Annotated in this window: 14 protein-coding genes; 6 read left to right on the top strand and 8 right to left on the bottom strand. The window is 67.1% G+C overall.

The annotated features are described in order from the left end of the window. Nucleotides 1-5 precede the first annotated feature (5 nt). Nucleotides 6-950 (bottom strand): LysR family transcriptional regulator, encoded by a 945-nt coding sequence (locus HNP55_RS09585; RefSeq protein ID WP_184298613.1) that lies wholly within the window; start codon nucleotides 948-950, stop codon nucleotides 6-8. Nucleotides 951-1,042: 92 nt separating this feature from the next. Here HNP55_RS09585 and HNP55_RS09580 point away from each other — a divergent pair, with 92 nt between their 5' ends. After that, nucleotides 1,043-2,566 (top strand): CoA-acylating methylmalonate-semialdehyde dehydrogenase, encoded by a 1,524-nt coding sequence (locus tag HNP55_RS09580; protein WP_184298611.1) that lies wholly within the window; start codon nucleotides 1,043-1,045, stop codon nucleotides 2,564-2,566. Nucleotides 2,567-2,702: 136 nt separating this feature from the next. Next, complete coding sequence (locus tag HNP55_RS24645; RefSeq protein ID WP_184298609.1) at nucleotides 2,703-4,340, top strand: tetratricopeptide repeat-containing diguanylate cyclase; 1,638 nt, start codon at nucleotides 2,703-2,705, stop codon at nucleotides 4,338-4,340. On the opposite strand, the gene HNP55_RS09570 is transcribed toward HNP55_RS24645, so the two are convergent. From HNP55_RS09570 to HNP55_RS09560, 3 genes are all read right to left on the bottom strand, one after another. Further along, a complete protein-coding gene (locus HNP55_RS09570) occupies nucleotides 4,337-5,521 on the bottom strand; it encodes a sensor domain-containing diguanylate cyclase (protein ID WP_184298607.1) in 1,185 nt (394 codons plus the stop codon). The two genes, HNP55_RS24645 and HNP55_RS09570, sit on opposite strands and share 4 nt — an antisense overlap. Beyond that, on the bottom strand, nucleotides 5,518-6,702 hold the full coding sequence (locus HNP55_RS09565; protein WP_184298605.1) for a GGDEF domain-containing protein: 1,185 nt from the start codon (nucleotides 6,700-6,702) through the stop codon (nucleotides 5,518-5,520). The genes HNP55_RS09570 and HNP55_RS09565 overlap by 4 nt, the downstream gene beginning before the upstream one ends. Nucleotides 6,703-6,808: 106 nt before the next feature. After that, a complete protein-coding gene (locus HNP55_RS09560) occupies nucleotides 6,809-7,840 on the bottom strand; it encodes a septal ring lytic transglycosylase RlpA family protein (RefSeq protein ID WP_184298603.1) in 1,032 nt (343 codons plus the stop codon). Between the two features lie 61 nt (nucleotides 7,841-7,901). Between HNP55_RS09560 and HNP55_RS09555 the strand changes: the two genes are divergently transcribed. Then, nucleotides 7,902-8,600: a fumarylacetoacetate hydrolase family protein gene (locus tag HNP55_RS09555; RefSeq protein ID WP_184298601.1), complete on the top strand. Its 699-nt coding sequence runs from the start codon at nucleotides 7,902-7,904 to the stop codon at nucleotides 8,598-8,600. A gap of 35 nt (nucleotides 8,601-8,635) precedes the next feature. Then, a complete protein-coding gene (gene nadC / locus HNP55_RS09550; RefSeq protein ID WP_184298599.1) occupies nucleotides 8,636-9,502 on the top strand; it encodes a carboxylating nicotinate-nucleotide diphosphorylase in 867 nt (288 codons plus the stop codon). Between the two features lie 6 nt (nucleotides 9,503-9,508). On the opposite strand, the gene HNP55_RS09545 is transcribed toward nadC, so the two are convergent. From HNP55_RS09545 to HNP55_RS09530, 4 genes are all read right to left on the bottom strand, one after another. Beyond that, nucleotides 9,509-10,243, bottom strand: a complete 735-nt coding sequence (locus HNP55_RS09545) for a proteasome-type protease (protein WP_184298597.1) — start codon at nucleotides 10,241-10,243, stop codon at nucleotides 9,509-9,511. Nucleotides 10,244-10,312: 69 nt separating this feature from the next. Continuing rightward, nucleotides 10,313-11,122, bottom strand: a complete 810-nt coding sequence (locus HNP55_RS24240; RefSeq protein ID WP_184298594.1) for a transglutaminase N-terminal domain-containing protein — start codon at nucleotides 11,120-11,122, stop codon at nucleotides 10,313-10,315. 12 nt (nucleotides 11,123-11,134) lie between these two features. Next, on the bottom strand, nucleotides 11,135-12,103 hold the full coding sequence (locus HNP55_RS09535) for an alpha-E domain-containing protein (RefSeq protein WP_184298592.1): 969 nt from the start codon (nucleotides 12,101-12,103) through the stop codon (nucleotides 11,135-11,137). 146 nt (nucleotides 12,104-12,249) lie between these two features. Further along, a complete protein-coding gene (locus tag HNP55_RS09530) occupies nucleotides 12,250-13,677 on the bottom strand; it encodes a circularly permuted type 2 ATP-grasp protein (RefSeq protein WP_184298590.1) in 1,428 nt (475 codons plus the stop codon). Nucleotides 13,678-13,817: 140 nt separating this feature from the next. Between HNP55_RS09530 and HNP55_RS09525 the strand changes: the two genes are divergently transcribed. Beyond that, the gene (locus HNP55_RS09525; RefSeq protein ID WP_184298588.1) at nucleotides 13,818-15,473 is read left to right on the top strand and encodes a mechanosensitive ion channel family protein; all 1,656 of its coding nucleotides are present in this window, start codon (nucleotides 13,818-13,820) and stop codon (nucleotides 15,471-15,473) included. A 41-nt stretch (nucleotides 15,474-15,514) separates the two neighbouring features. Next, nucleotides 15,515-15,751: a hypothetical protein gene (locus HNP55_RS09520; protein WP_184298586.1), complete on the top strand. Its 237-nt coding sequence runs from the start codon at nucleotides 15,515-15,517 to the stop codon at nucleotides 15,749-15,751. Nucleotides 15,752-16,316 lie beyond the last annotated feature (565 nt).

Below are 16,316 nucleotides of genomic sequence, written 5' to 3'. Positions count from 1 at the left end.
GCAGCTCAAAAGCCGCTCTTCAAACCCTGCTGCAGATGCTCGATCAGCAGCTTGACCGGCCGGGGCGTCGTGCTGCTCCAGGGGTGGATGGCGTAGACGGCATCGCCGAAAAAGCCTACCGGCCGCCAGTCGATCAAGACCTCGACCAGTTCGCCGCGCCGCAAGGCCTGGGCGGCGCTGAAGTCGGGCAATAGCGCCAGGCCCAGGCCGGCCAGGGCGGCGTCGCGCAGGATCTCGCTATTGCCGGCGCGCAGCGGGCCCTGGACGGGGATGCGCTGGCGCTGCGCGTTCGCCGAGCGGTGTTCAAACAACCAGACCGCCGGTCCCGGCCGCAGATAGGCCAAGCAGGCATGCCGGCCCAAGTCCTCGGGGTGTTGCAGCGCCGGGTTCGCCTGCAGATAGGCCGGGCTGGCCAGCAGCAGGGCGCGCGAGGCGCAGAGCTTGAAGGCCACATGGCTGTCGGGCGGGGCGCTGGTGTGGCGTATGGCCAGATCAAAGCCCTCCTGCGTCAGCGGCACCAGGCGGTCGGACAGGTCCAGCTCCACCCGGATCTCGGGATAGCGCTTGAAAAAACTGTTCAGCAGGGGTGCCACATGCTGGCGGCCCAGGGCCACCGGCGCGCTGAGGCGGATCAGGCCGCGGGCCTGGCCCACGGCGTCGCGCGCCGCGCCCAGGCTGCGGGTGATGTGGGCAAAGCTGGCCTCGGTCTCCGCCACCAGGCGCTGGCCGGCCTCGCTCAGGCGTACCGAACGGGTGGTGCGCGCCACCAGGGTCTGGCCCATGGCCCGCTCCAGCTCGGCGATGCGCTGGCTCACCGCCGCCTTGGACAGGCCCAGGCGCTGGGCCGCCTGGGTGAAGCTGCCCAGCTGGGCGATCACCGTCAGGGCATGCAGCTGGCCCCACAGCACATCGTGGCGGATTTCGGCGCTTTTGCTGGGGGGCTTGCTCATGATTGTTCGGATTATCGAACAATCAAATCGGCGGGAATGGATTGGCAGATGAGCCCCCCCTGCCTAGACTTTGGCCCATTCTGGAGACCTTGATGACGAACCCAACCGCCCCCTACACCCGCACGGCCGAGCTGAGCCATTTCATCAACGGCCGGCCGCAGGCCGCCACTTCGGGCCGCCGCCAGGCCGTCTACAACCCGGCGACCGGCGCCGTCGCCCGCCAGGTGCAACTGGCCAGCCAGGAGGATGTCAACGCCGCCGTGGCTGCCGCTCAAGCCGCCTTCCCGGCCTGGGCCGATGCACCGCCGCTGCGCCGGGCGCGGGTGATGTTCAAGTTCCTGGAGTTGTTGAATCAAAACAAGGACGCCCTGGCCGCCATGATCACCGCCGAGCATGGCAAGGTCTTCACCGACGCCCTGGGCGAGGTGGCGCGGGGCATCGACATCGTCGAATTTGCCTGCGGCGCACCGCAGCTGCTGAAGGGCGACTTCAGTGACCAGGTCTCCACCGGCATGGACAACTGGACCCTGCGCCAGCCCCTGGGCGTGGTGGCGGGCGTGACGCCCTTCAACTTCCCCTTCATGGTGCCGATGTGGATGGCGCCCATGGCGCTGGTCACCGGCAATTGCTTCATCTTGAAGCCCAGCGAGCGCGACCCTTCGCCCAGCTTATTTGTCGCCGATCTGCTCAAGCAGGCCGGCCTGCCGGATGGCGTCTTCAACGTCTTGCAGGGCGACAAGCTGGCCGTCGACGGCCTCTTGCAGCATCCCGATGTGAAGGCGCTGAGCTTTGTGGGCTCCACCCCCATTGCTCAGTACATCTACCAGACCGGCGCGGCGCAAGGCAAGCGGGTGCAGGCTCTGGGCGGGGCCAAGAACCATATGGTGGTGATGCCGGACGCCGACATCGAGCAAACCGTTGACGCCCTGATCGGCGCGGCCTATGGCTCGGCCGGCGAGCGCTGCATGGCGATCTCGGTGGCGGTGCTGGTGGGCGATGTGGCCGACAAGATCGTGCCCCGCCTGGCCGAGCGCGCCCGCAGCCTGAAGATCAAGAACGGCATGGAGCTGGACGCCGAGATGGGCCCCATCGTCACGGCCGAGGCGCGTGAGCGCATCGAAAACTACATCGCCACCGGCGTGGCCGAGGGCGCCCGCCTGGTGGTGGACGGCCGCGGCCACCAGGTGGCGGGCTTTGAGCAAGGCTTCTTCACCGGCGGCACCTTGTTTGATCACGTCCAGCCCACGATGCGCATCTACAAGGAAGAGATCTTCGGCCCGGTGCTGGCCTGCCTGCGGGTGCCCGACTTCGCCCAGGCGCTGGACCTGGTCAACGCGCATGAATTCGGCAACGGCGTGGCCTGCTACACCAGCGACGGCAATGTGGCGCGCGAATTCGCCCGCCGCGTCCAGGTCGGCATGGTGGGCATCAATGTGCCCATCCCCGTGCCCATGGCCTGGCAGGGCTTCGGCGGCTGGAAGAAGAGCTTGTTCGGCGATATGCATGCCTATGGCGAGGAGGGCGTGCGCTTCTACACCAAGCAGAAAAGCATCATGCAACGCTGGCCCGCCAGCGTGGCCAAGGGGGCCGAGTTCGTGATGCCGCAAAGCCGCTGAGTCCGGCCCGGCCTGGCAGGCGGGCGCTTTGCGCACACCCCCCGCTTTGAGTGGCGGGCCGTCCACAAGCGTGAGGATGGCTGCGCGACTTCGGCTACGCTATGCGATCCGCCAAGCTTGGGGCTAGAGGCCGCTCATGCAAGAAGTCGAAGGCAGCGAGGTTTCCTGCGAACAAATCCACCAATGGTTGGCCGCGGCCAATGCGCAGCGCCAGGCGAATGTCGAGCTGGGTTTGAAGCTGGCCAGCCTGGCTTGCGATGCCGCTCGGCTGCAGGGTTATCTGGCCGAGCATCTGGAGGCGGCTTGCCTGCGCGCCTTCTTTTTGTACCGCCGTGGCGAGATGGAGGAAATGCTGGCCGCCAGCCACAAGCTGCTGCCCATGTTGCGCGAGCAGGGCAGCACGCCGCGCCTGTGCGAGCTGCTGCGCTGGATGGCCTTCGCCGCCGCCGATCTGGGCCTGTTTGAAGAGGCCTTGGCGGCGGTCAACGAAAGCCTGGCCCGCGCCCGTGAGCTGGGTGATAAACGCCTGATCGCCGTGGCCCTGAACGCCGTCGGCGCCTGCCTGGAGCGCATGGGCGACCCCTGGCAGGCCGAGCGCTTGATGACCGAGGCCGCGGCCCTGCTTGGTGAGGCCGCCGGCGACTACGAGCGCATGGTCTCGCACAACAATCTGGCCACGGTGGCCCTGGGCATGTTCAATCTGTTGCGCCACAGCGAGCAGGCCGAGCATCAAGGTGAGCGCAACGAGGCCTTGCAGCGCGGCTACCACCATGCCCAGGCGGTGCGCCCCCATGCCCAGGCCCTGGGCGAGAGCTATCTGCTGGCGCTGAGCGACGCCAATGGCGCGGAGATCCTGCTGCACCAGGGCGAGCTGGTGGAGGCTCAGGCGCTTTTGAAGGGCGTGCTGGCCCATGCTCATGAGTTTGGCTATATGGCCCTGATCTGGCGCATGCGCTGCATCGCGGCCGAGATAGCCCTGGCCCAGGGCGAGGCCGAGCAGGCCATGCGTACGCTGGACGAGGTGCTGGCCGAATCGGCCGGCCGGGCCCGGGCCAATCTGGCCATGCGCTTGCACCATGCGGCCTACCGGGCCTGCAAGCGCCTGGGTCGGATCGAAGCAGCTCTCGGCCATCTGGAGCGTTACCAGGGCCTGGAGCGTGAACGCAGCGTCACCCAGCTGATGGCCCAGGCGCGCTTTTTCTTCAGCCGCATGGAGGCCGAACGGGCCCTGGAGCTGGCGCCGGCCGGCAGCGGCCCGCTGGCCCGGCCCGCCTCCGAGGAGGACGAAAGCCTGTTGCGTGATCCGCTGACCGGCCTGGGCAATCTGCGCTGCATGGCGGCCCGGATGCCGGGCCTGATCCGCCAAGCCGAGCAGGGCGGTGGCGCCCTGACCCTGGCCTTGATCGATGTGGACCGCTTCAAGTCCATCCATGAGAAGCACGGTGCGGCCGTGGCCGACCGGGTCCTGCAGGAGCTGGCCCAGATGCTGCGCGACAACACCCGCGGCAGCGATCTGCTGCTGCGCTGGGCCGGCGAGGAATTCCTGGTCGTGCTGCCCGACACGGTGGCCGACCGCGCTTTCGAGGTCTGCGAACGCCTGCGCCAGGCGGTGGAATGCTTCCCCTGGGCCCAGCTGGCGCCCGAGCTGGATGTGACGCTGAGCATAGGCCTGGCGAATGCCCCGCCCTATGCCACCGATCTGCTGGTGGCGCGGGCCGAGAGCGCCATGTACCGCGCCAAATACCTGGGCCGCAACCGCGTCGCCTTGGCTTAGCCCTCGTCTTCCCGCGCCTGCACCAGATTGCGCCCCTGGGCCTTGGCCCGGTACATGCCCTGGTCGGCGCGGTGCAGCACCGCATCGGCATTGGCGTTGCTGGGCAGGGCCTCGGCGATGCCGAAGCTGGCGGTCAGCGGCCAGGGCTGGCCCTGCCAGTTGAACTGGCTTTGTTCCAGCGTCCAGCGCATGCGCTCGGCCACCAGGGCCGCGCCGGCCAGATCGGTCAGCGGCAGCAGCACGCAGAACTCCTCGCCGCCCATGCGGCCCATGCAGTCCACATCGCGCACCGAATGCCCCAGCACCTCGACCAGGCGCTGCAGGGCGGCGTCACCGGCCGCATGGCCCAGGCTGTCGTTGAGCTGCTTGAAGTGGTCCATATCGATCATCACCAGGGCATAGGGCTTGCCGCGCTGCATGCGCTGGTGCTCGGTCTCGATCGCTTCTTGCAGGGCGCGCCGGTTCAGCACCCGGGTCAGCGGATCTTGGCGGGTCAGCTGCTGGATCTGCAGGATCAGCTTCATCAGCACCAGAAAGGCCAGGGTGGCGTTGATGAGCAGATTCATGGCCAGGGTGGCCCAGAGAAAGGCGAGATTGCTGTGATCGGCATCCAGCAGATCGGGGGCGTAGGCCTCGCCTTGCAAGAAGGACGCCAGGGCCCGTTGCGCCAGCAGGGCGCAGATGATGAAGAGCGGCCCCGACAGAAGCGCGCTCAGCCCGGGCTTGACCCGGCTGCGCAGCTGCCGCCAGGTGTCCAGGGCGGCCAGGCCGGCCAGCAAGGCCAGGCCGCTGTACACGATGCCGCTGTGCGGGTGCAGATCGCCTGCATAAGGCAGGGTGGCCAGCGTCCCGACGGCGCAGAGCCAGATGGCCAGACCGCTGCGCCAGGCCAGGGGCTTCTGGCTCAAGGCCGGCATGCCGGCGCGCAAGGCCGCCAGACCGGCCAGGGACATGGCGTCCGAACCCCAGAAAGTCAGCAGGTCCGGGGCCACGCCGCGCAAGGCGTGGGCGGCCAAGGAGCCGGCCACTAGCAGATTGGCCAGGGCCACGCAGGCCGAGACCTTGGGCACCACCTTCAAGGAACTGGCCATGGCGGCCCAGAACAGGCCGGCCAGCAGCAGGATCAGCACCATGGCGGCCAGCAGGGTGAAGGGGTCGGTGGCGAGCGGGCTGCTGTTCATCGCGGGGCCACCTGTGGTTCCGGGGCCTCGGCGCAGACGCGGTCGCGGCCCAGGGCCTTGGCGCGGTAGAGCAGGCCGTCGGCCATGGCCAGGGTTTTGTCGCCCAGAGGGTCGTCCTGCAAGCAGGGCATGAGGCCGAAGCTGGCCGTCATGCGCAAGGCCTGGCCCTGCCATTGCAGGGGCTCGCTGCGCAGGGCCTGGGCCATGCGTTCGGCGACTTTCTGGGCATCCGCCAGGGTGGTGTGGGGCAGCAGCAGGCAGAACTCCTCGCCGCCCACGCGGCCGAGCAGGTCCAGCGCGCGCATCTTGGTGCGCAGCACCTGGACCAGATGGCGCAGCGCGGCATCGCCGCAGGCGTGGCCGTGCTGGTCGTTGAAGCGTTTGAAATGATCCACATCGATCATGGCCAGGCAATGATGCTGGCCACGCGCCACCTGGGCTTGCAGGCGGCGCAGCTCCCCACGGAGGGCACGGCGGTTGAGGGTGTCGGTCAGGCTGTCGCGCAGAACCATGTGCGTGATCCGATCGATCAGGCGGGCCACCACCAGGCCGACCAGGCTGATGCCTATGCAGAGCTCGATGAAGAGATCGGCCCAGGCCAGGGGCACGCTGGGGATGTCTTCGTGCAAAAACCAGTCGCGCCACTGCGGCAGGCACAGCAAGGTCAGGGCCTGGGCCAGCATCATCAGCGACCACAGGGCGAACGGCATGCTCAGCAAGAGGGTGACGCCCAGGGGCTGGCCGGTGGCGCGGCCCACCAGCACGTCGCGGCAGGCCGACAGGGTCAGCGCGCTCATGCTCAGCGACAGCAAGGCCAGGCTTGCCTCGGCATGCCCCTGGCTGCTCAGCAGCAGGCTGCCTAGGAGCGCGGCGGCCAGCAGCAGCGTCAGTGCGGCAAAGCGAAAGCGCAGGCGCATCAGCTTGCGCACGCCCAGGGCCAGCAAGGCCATGCTGATCACCAGGGCCAGCTCATTCATCCAGGGCCCCAGGGCGGCCGGCCACAGCCTGGAGCAGCCGGGGCAGTAGAGGCCGGGGATGGAGACGAGGTTGGCGGCGAGCAGCAAAAGGCTGGCCTGGGGGGCGATGCGGAATAAACGCCCCAGCACCAGCCAGACAAGGGCCATGAAGCCGTTGAACACGGCGGTGACCAGCATCAAGGTGTTGGCGTCAAAAGGCGGCATCGAATGCGCGGGAGAACATGGGCTGAGCCCCATCATCACCAGTCGCTTCTGTTTGCACAAGCCTCCGTTGAATTGCCTGGTTATCGATCGACAACCGGGATCCGTCTCAGCGCCGCTCCACCACCACGGCCTGCACCGCCAGGGCCTGGCGCACCCGCTCGGCGGCCTGGCGCGCGTCGTCGCGGCTGGCGTAGGGGCCGGCCTGCAGGCGGTGCAGGCTGCGGTCCTTGAACACCGCCAGCAGCGGAGCCATCCAGTCGGCCTCCTGCACCAGCTTCTTGCGGAAGGACTCGGCCCCGTCCAGCTTGCTGAAGGCGCCGAATTGAATCCAGAAGCCCGGCGCCGCCACTCTGGGCATGGGGGCGGGATTGCCGGCCGAGACCGGCACATCGGCCACCGGGCCCGCCAGCGGAGGGGCTGCCAGCTGTTCGGTACGGGTCTGCTGCGGCGCGCCGACGGGCTCGGCGGCGGCGTAGACCGGCGCTTCATCGCCGCTGCGCTGCCAGGCGCCGCTGCGCTGCCAGGCGCCGCTGCGTATATCTTCGTAGGTGATGCGTTCCACCTCGACCTTGGCCACGCCGTGCAAGACGCCTAGCTTGAGGGCGGCGGTGTAGCTGAGGTCGATGATGCGGCCCTTGTGGAAGGGGCCACGGTCATTGATGCGCAGGATCACCTCGCGCCCATTGGCCGGATTGCGCACCCGCGCGTAGCTGGGGATGGGGATGGTGGCATGGGCGCCGGTCATCGCGTACATATTGTAGATTTCGCCGCTGGAGGTGGGGCGGCCGTGGAACTTCTTGCCATACCAGGAGGCCAGGCCGGTTTCCACCAGGGGCTTGTCCTCGGTGATGGGCTCGTAGCGCTGGCCCAGCACCTCGTAAGGCTTGTTGGGCCCGCCCTTGCGTATGGGCTCCAGCTGCGGGCTGGCATTGGGCACACGTTCGAGATTGGCGGGGATGGTGGCCTCGGGGCCGTCCTTGTCGGGGCTGGGTGCCGGGGCCGGGCGCTTGGTGGCCGGGCCGGAGCTGGGTTTGCTGGGCGCGCGGCTGGCGCAGCCGCCCAGGCTCAGGGCCCAGGCCATCGCAATGCTCAGCGCGACCAGTCGGGACTGGGGGGCTGGGGAAGAAAAATATCGCATGGGCGCAAGTATGTATGCTGTGCCGCTTCTGAGACTTCATCACCGAGCAAGGCAGATTCAGATGAGCTCTTATGTCTTTCCCCCGCCCGAGCAGGCCAGCGTGGCCGTGCGCGGCAGCAGCGCCCGCTATGCCGTCAGCCGGATTTTCTGCGTCGGCCGCAATTACGCCGCCCATGCCCGCGAGATGGGCAGCGACCCGGATCGCGAACCGCCGTTTTATTTCACCAAGCCGGCCAGCGCCCTGACGCCCTCCGGCAGCACCGTGCCCTATCCGCCGGGCACGCAGAACTACCACTACGAGATGGAGCTGGTGATCGCCATCGGCGCGCCGGTTTTCAAAGTGAGGCCCGAGGCCGCGCAGGCCGCCGTCTGGGCCTATGCCGCCGGCCTGGACATGACGCGCCGCGATCTGCAGGCCGAGTCCAAGGCCGCCGGCCGGCCCTGGGACACGGCCAAGGGCTTTGAGCAGTCGGCCATCATCGGCGAGCTGGTGCGCGCCAGCGAGAGCGGCCCGCTGACGCGCGGCCGCATCAGTCTGGCGGTGAATGGCGTTACGAAGCAGCAGGGCGATCTGGCCGACATGATCTGGAAGGTGCCCGAGATCGTCGCCAACCTGTCCCAGCTCTACCACCTGCAGCCGGGCGATCTGATCTACACCGGCACGCCCGAGGGCGTCGGCCCGCTCAAGCCGGGCGATGTGATCCGGGGCGAGATCGAGGGCGTCGGCGGCATCTCGCTCACGGTTGGCGAGCCCGCCTAAAATTCGCCTCCCTCGCTATCAACCGCCTCCGCCCCATGTTCAGCCATAACGAAACCCTGGAACAAGCCCGCGCCCGCAATATCCATGAGGCGCTGATGGAAGACATCGGGGTCTGCGACTGGACCGCCCAGCTGGTGCCGGCCGGCCGCCGGGTGCGCGCCCATGTGCGGGTGCGTGAGCAAGCGGTACTGTGCGGGCGCGATTGGTTCGATGGCGTGTTCGCCGCGCTGGACACCAGCGCCCGCATCGAATGGCTGTACGCCGAGGGCGCGCAGATGCAGGCCGACAGCCTCGTCTGCCGGATCGAGGCCGATGGCCGCGCCCTCTTGTCGGCCGAGCGGCCGGCGCTCAACTTCTTGCAACTGCTCTCGGCCACGGCCACGCTGACCCATGCCCATGTGCAGGCCATCGCCGGCGCCAGCACCAACCCGCGCGGCTGCGTGGTGCTGGACACGCGCAAGACCATCCCCGGCCTGCGCCTGGCGCAGAAATATGCCGTTAGGGTGGGCGGCGGCGCCAACCAGCGCCTGGCCCTGTATGCCGGCATCCTGATCAAGGAAAACCATATTGCCGCCGCCGGTGGCGTGGCCGCCGCCCTGCGCGCCGCCCAGGCCTTGCAGTCGGGCGTGGACATCCAGGTCGAGGTGGAGACCCTGGCCCAGCTGCAGGAGGCGCTCGATGCCGGTGCCACCAGCGTGCTGCTGGACAACTTCAGCGAGCCGCAGATGCGCGAGGCCGTGGCGCTCACGCAAGGTCGCGCCCTGCTGGAGGTCTCGGGCGGTGTGGCCCTGGAGCAGCTGCGCTGGATCGCCGCCACCGGCGTGGACCGCATCTCCATCGGCCGCCTGACCAAGGATGTGCGGGCGGTGGACTACTCGATGCGGGTGGATGGGGCGCTCTGAGCGGGTCTATTTATTGAACCAGTCTTCGTCCGGCAGGCCGGCGAACACCTTCTTCAGCCCGCCGCCCCAGCCCTCGCGCAACTGGTTGAAATAGGGGTCGCTGGCCGTGATGCGGTGGGGCTCGGCGGGCGCGAAGCTGTCGGTCTTGTAGAGCAGCATGTCGATGGGCAGGCCGACCGAGAGATTGCTGCGTATCGTGGAGTCGAAGGAGACCAGGGTGCATTTGGCGGCCTCGGCCAGCGAGGTGTCCATATTCACCACCCGGTCGATGATGGGCTTGCCGTATTTGGATTCGCCGATCTGGAAATAGGGCGTGTCCTCGGTGGCCTCGATGAAATTACCCTGGGCATAGACGTGGAAGACGCGTGGCGCCTCGCCACGGATCTGGCCGCCGACGATGAAGTTGCCGCCGAAGTCCACGCCCTGGCCCAGGCTCTGGGCATTGGCGTCGCGGGCCACGATTTCCTTCACCGTCTTGCCCACCAGCTCGGCCACGTCGTACATGGAGCGGCGGTTGTAGAGGTGCTCCCGCTCGACCTCCAGGCGCTGGCGCAGCAGGCTGACGACGCTTTGCGTGGTGGCCAGATTGCCGGCGCTCAGCAAGGTGATCAGGCGCTCGCCGGGTACCTCGAAGATGCTCATCTTCTTGAAGGTGGCGATCTGGTCCACGCCCGCATTGGTGCGGGAGTCAGAGGCGAACAGCAGGCCCGCATTGAGGCGCATGGCGACGCAGTAAGTCATAGGGCAGGGCAGGCTTGATGCAAAAGGGGAGACGCGGAATTATCCCAGCCCAGGCGGTGGCGCCTGTTTTTATGCCTGGGTCTGGCTCTGGGCCAGCGTGACCTGGACCGCGGCCTGCAGGGCTTCGGTGCCGCCGCCCAGGCGCATGCCGCGCACGGGGCTGGCGTCCAGATAGTCCAAGCCCATGGCCAGCTTGACGTAGCGCGCATCGGCCAGGCATTGGTTGGCGACGTCAAAGCCCAACCAGCCTTCGGGCAGGCGAACTTCCGCCCAGGCATGGCTGGCCACATGTTCTGCATCCGCTGCCAGATAGCCGCTGACGTAACGCGTTGGCACACCGAGCAGGCGGGCACAGGTGGCAAACACCTGGGCATGGTCCTGGCACACGCCCAGGCGGCGGGCAAAGGCCTCGGCCGCCGGGGTGGCGGCATCCGTCGTGCCGGGGGTGTAGGGCATGTGGGCGGCCAGGGCCAGCATCAGCGCCTGCAGGCCCTGCAGCGGTTCGGCTTTGATGGCGGCGGCATGCTCGGCGGCAAAGGCTTGCAGGGCGGCATCGGCCTGGGTCAGGGCGGAGTCTTTCAGGAACACCTGGGGCGGGAACAAGCCGTCCTGCGGCTCGGGCGCGGGCGGGCCGTCCTCGGTCTCGACCAGACCTTGGGCCAGCAGATGGATCTCGCCATGCGGCTTGTCCAGGGTCAGCACATGCATGGTGTTGCCGTAGGCGTCCAGACAGCGGCTGGCCTGGGCCGGCAGGCTCAGGCTCCAGTGGAGGACGCGCTGGCGCGGCCCGTCCACCGGCGTCAAACGCAGGTACTGGGTGCTGCGCTTGACGGGGCTGGCGTAGCGGTAAACCGTTTCGTGGTGGATGCTGAGCTGCACGGCGGGCCTGCTTCAGTTGGCTTCGAAATAGGCTTCGCGCACGGCGTCGCCCAGCTGCGCGGATTTTTGCAAGAACGTGGTCAGCCAGTGGTGCACGCCCAGCTCCAGCACCTCGTCGACCGTGCCATGCTCCAGGCGCAAGGCCATGCGGCCGGCCAGCTGCTTGACGATGCGGCCGGCGTCCAGCGAGCCGCTGCGCGCTTCGATATGGGGCAGGATGTCGCGGATCTCGTCGCAGCAGGCGCGCAGCGAGCGCGGCACATCGGGGCGCAGGATCAGCAGCTCGGCCACCCGGCGCGCATCCAGCCGGTCGCGGTAGACGGCGTGGTAGGCCTCGAAGGCGGAGAGCGAGCGCAAGAGCGCGCTCCAGGTGTAGAAGTCGGGCGCGCTCTCCACCGGCACGTCCACCGGCACCAGGCCGGCCTCGGCAGGCTCGATCAGCTGCGACTTCACATCCAGCAAGCGGGCGGTGTTGTCGGCCCGCTCGATGAAGGTGCCCAGGCGGATGAAGTGATAGGCCTCGTTGCGTTGCAGCGTGCCCTGGGTGGCGCCGCGTATCAGGTGGGAGCGTTCCTTCACCCAGTCGTAAAAACTGGAGACATCGGCGACGCCGCGTTTGGGCATCTCGCGCCCCTCCAGCCAGGTGGCGTTGATGGCCTCCCACATCTCGCTGGTGATCTGGCCGCGCACGGCATGGGCGTTCTCGCGCGCCTGGCGCAGGCAGCTGAGCACCGAGGCCGGGTTGTTCAGGTCCAGCGCCATGAAGTTGAACAGGCGATTGGCCTCCAGGGTCTGGTGGATGTGGTGATAAGCCTCCAGCGTGCCGGTAACGGCCAGCGGCGCGGCCAGCTCGGTCATGGCGCCGCGCGACTGCGGCAGCAAGGAGAGGGAATGGGTCACGTCCAGCATGCGCACAAGGTTCTCGGCGCGTTCGACGTAGCGGCTCATCCAGTAGAGCTGGGCGGCGGTTCTTGACAACATATGCAGTTCTCCATTGCGCAACGTGTCATCCAGGTCAGCTGACACGAATGCAGAAATGCAACCACAGAGGCACTGAGGCACTGAGGCCGAAAAAAGAGCATTTGCTCTGTGTCTCCGTGACTCTGTGGTTGCCTTTAGATGTCGAGTCAGTTCTCCAGAATCCAGGTGTCTTTGGTGCCGCCGCCCTGGCTGCTGTTCACCACCAGCGAGCCCTGCTTGAGCGCCACGCGGGTCAGGCCGCCGGCCACCATCGTGACCTCACGGCCGGTCAGCACAAAGGGGCGCAGGTCGATGTGGCGGGGCGCGATGCCGCTCTCCACAAAGGTCGGGCAGCTGGACAGGCATAGCGTGGGCTGGGCGATGTAGTTGCTGGGGTTGGCGTTGACGCGGGCGCGGAAGTCCGCAATCTCTGCGGCTGTGGAGGCCGGCCCCACCAGCATGCCGTAACCGCCCGCACCATGCACCTCCTTGACCACCAGCTCGCCCATCTTGGCCAGCACATGGTCCAGGTCGGCGGGCTTGCGGCATTGCCAGGTCGGCACATTGTGGAGGATGGGCTCCTCGCCCAGGTAGAAGCGGATCATGTCCGGCACATAGGGGTAGATGGACTTGTCGTCCGCCACGCCCGTGCCGATGGCATTGGCCAGGATCACATGGCCTTGCTTGTAGACCGAGAGCAGGCCCGGCACGCCTAACATCGAATCGGCGCGGAAGGCCAGCGGGTCGAGGAAGGCGTCGTCGATGCGGCGGTAGATCACATCGACCCGCTGCGGCCCCACGGTGGTGCGCATATACAGGTACTCGTCCTTGACGAACAAGTCCTGGCCCTCCACCAGCTCCACCCCCATCTGCTGGGCCAGGAAGGCATGCTCGAAATAGGCGCTGTTGAAGGGGCCCGGCGTCAGCACGACGACGGTGGGCTGCTCGGCCACGCTGGCGTGGCGCAAGGTGTTGAGCAAGAGGGTGGGGTAGTGCGCCACCGGCGCCACCGGGTAGCGGGCAAACAGCTCGGGGAAGAGCCGCATCATCATCTTGCGGTTTTCCAGCATGTAAGACACGCCGGAGGGCACGCGCAGATTGTCTTCCAGCACGTAGTAGCCGCCGTCCGAGTGGCGGATCAGGTCCACCCCGGTGATATGGGTGTAGATGCCATGCGGCAGGTCCAGGCCCTGCATGGCGGGCTGGTACTGGGCATTGGCAAACACCTGCTCGGCCGGGATCAGGCCGGCCTTGATGATTTCATGCCCGTGGTAGATGTCCCACAAGAACTTGTTCAGCGCGCTGACCCGCTGGCGCAGGCCGGCCTCCAGCATCTGCCACTCCGAGGCGGGCACGATGCGGGGCACGGTGTCGAAGGGGATCAGGCGCTCGGCGCCGGCCTCGTCGCCGTAGACGGCGAAGGTGATGCCGACCCGGTGGAAGAGCAGATCGGCCTCGGCGCGCTTCTTGGCCAGGGCTTCCGGCGTTTGCGCGTGCAGCCAGTTGGCGAAGGGCTGGTAATGCGGCCGCAGGGCGCCGCTGTCCAGCAGCATCTCGTCGTAATGGCCCGGGGCGGGGAGGGTGAGCGCGTGCATGATGGCTGAAGACTCCGGGGGAAGCAAACGAGGGAAACAAGGCTCTTGCAAGTCCCGTACCCGTGGGTAAAGAATGCCGACTCAGCTTGAGGGATCTGGGTGCATCGCACCATACGGAATTCAACTTAGGGCAGCAATCAATGAAGCGATGGATCTGGCCACGGGCCGTGTCGAGGGGGCTGGCGCTGCTGGCCTTGTCCTTGTTAGCAGGGACGGTCTGCCTGGCGCAGGATGTGGCGCCGCCGCCTCAGGCCGCCAGCCAGGCGGTGGTCGCGGCGGTGGCAGAGGGGGTGCCGGTCCGGGTCTTCAATCGCCAGCTGACGAGCTTCCGCGCCAGCTTTATGGGCACCCAGGCGGCCGACCGGGCGCGCCGGGCCCAGTTGGTGATGAATGAGGTGCTGGCCCGTGTCGGCGAGGGCGTGGTGACGGTACGCAAGGAGGCGCAGGGCCGCGTCCTGATGGTGGACGGGGAGATGGTCTTCATCCTCGCGCCGGACGACGTCGATCTGGACCATCACGAGACCCTGGATGCCGCCACGGCCGCCGCCAAGCACCAGATCGAACAACTGATTGCCGAAACGCGCGAAAGCCGCGAGGGCAAGCGCCTCTGGCATGCGGCCCTGGCCGTGTTGCTGGCCACGCTGGCCTTTGCCGGTCTGGTGGTCCTGCTGCTGCGCGGGCGCCGCCTGGCCAGCATCCGCCTGGCGGCCCTGATGAGCAAGACCGGCGCCAGCCTGCAGATTGCCGGTGCCCAGCTGCTGCAGCGCGACAAGCTGCTGACCGCGACCCGCCTGGCCGTGCGCCTGTTCAGCTGGGTGATCCTGGCCCTGCTCAGCTACCAGTGGCTGAGCTTCTGCCTGAGCCAGTTTCCCTACACCCGCCCCTGGGGTGAGCAGCTCAGCGGCTACCTCATCGAGGTGGCCAAGCGCATAGGCGGCGGCATCCTGCACGCCCTGCCCGATCTCTTCATTGCCCTGGTGATCTTCGCCATGGCCCGCGGCGTCATCAATATCTTGCGGCCGGTGTTCGACCGCATCGAACGCGGCGAGGCCACGCTGGGCTGGCTGGACTGCGATACCGTGCGCGCCTCGCGCCGCATCATCAGCATCGCCATCTGGTTGTTCGCCCTGGTGATGGCCTATCCCTATCTGCCCGGCTCGGGCAGCGAGGCCTTCAAAGGCATGTCGGTGCTGCTGGGTCTGATGATCTCGCTGGGTGCCTCCAGCATCGTCGGTCAGGGCGCCAGCGGCATGATTCTGATGTTCTCCCGCACCATCCGTGTGGGCGAATTCGTGCGCATCGCCGATCACGAGGGCACCATCACCGAGCTGGGCATGTTCACCACCCGCATACGCACCGGCCTGGGCGAGGAACTCACCCTGCCCAACTCCCTGGTGCTGAGCACGGTGACCAAGAACTACTCGCGCACCGTGCGCGGCCCCGGCTTCATCGTCGACACCACGGTGACCATCGGTTATGACACGCCCTGGCGCCAGGTCGAGGCCATGCTGATCGAGGCGGCTCGCCGCACCAACGGTGTGCTGGCCGCGCCTGCGCCCCAGGTCTATCAAACGGCTTTGTCAGACTTCTACCCGGAATACCGCCTGGTCTGCCAGGCCATCCCCAGCGAACCACGGCCGCGCGCCATGGTCTTGAGCCAGTTGCATGCCCATATCCAGGACGTGTTCAATGAGTACGGCGTGCAAATCATGTCGCCGCATTATCTGGCCGACCCGGCCCAGGCCAAGTTCGTGCCCAAAAGCGCCTGGTTTGCGGCGCCGGCCAAGCCGGAATGAGGCGAGCCCGGCCCCGTGCTCTGTGACGAAGGAGTCTGCCCATGAGTACGATTCGTGAAGTTCTGCTGCATCTGCACGAGGGGCGCTGGAACGAAGCCCACCATCGGGTGCAGTCCGAGGACTCGCCGCAGGCGGCCTGGTTGCACGGCATCCTGCATCTCCAGGAGGGCGACCTCGAAGACGCCGAATACTGGTATGGCAAGGCGGGCAGGAACTTCCGCAGCCGCGGCACTCTGCAGGAGGAAATTCAGCGCCTGGAGGCTGAGTTGCCCGAATAGAGGTGGCCTGCGGGCCGGTGGACTCGCGGCTCAGCTTGGCCGCGCTTCGTACTGGGCCGTGTAGAAAGGGCCTCGGGGCACTTCAAGCTGGCGACTGCTCGGCGTAAGCAAACGGGCGACGACACCCGGGTCATCAGGGCTTCGATAGCTTGTGAGTACCGTGTGCTTGTTTGAGTCGATGACCTGGTTCGCCCCTGCCAGCAAGGATCTGAAGGCCAGCTTGTCCGCCAACTGGGTTTTGGCCTTCTCGAAGTTATAGACCGCCATCTTGTGCCGACGTAGCTGTACTCGGCGACGCACTTGAGAGTCGAATTCGCATTGAGCTTGCGTTTCAGCTGGGGAGGTTTTGCCAGGGCCTTCGCGGCCATCGCGGCGGTCTTGCCAATAGCGCATCCCGCGCCTGGGCAATGATGGTGCACCGGCAAGAATCCAATGCTGCTAGATAACATCGATGAACACGGTGATCTACGTTTTCCATATCGGCGTGTGCCCCCATTTGTTCCCCCGCCTTAGTTCGATTACCTCGGCAAAACCGAGCATTTCCCCACATCTTGTATTGGGCAAT

Origin of the sequence: Roseateles oligotrophus, from assembly GCF_014204525.1 — a bacterium.
GTDB lineage: Bacteria > Pseudomonadota > Gammaproteobacteria > Burkholderiales > Burkholderiaceae_C > Paucibacter_A > Paucibacter_A oligotrophus_A.
The sequence above is the reverse complement of the archived record's forward strand: the minus strand, read 5'-3'. Positions and strand labels throughout refer to the sequence as shown.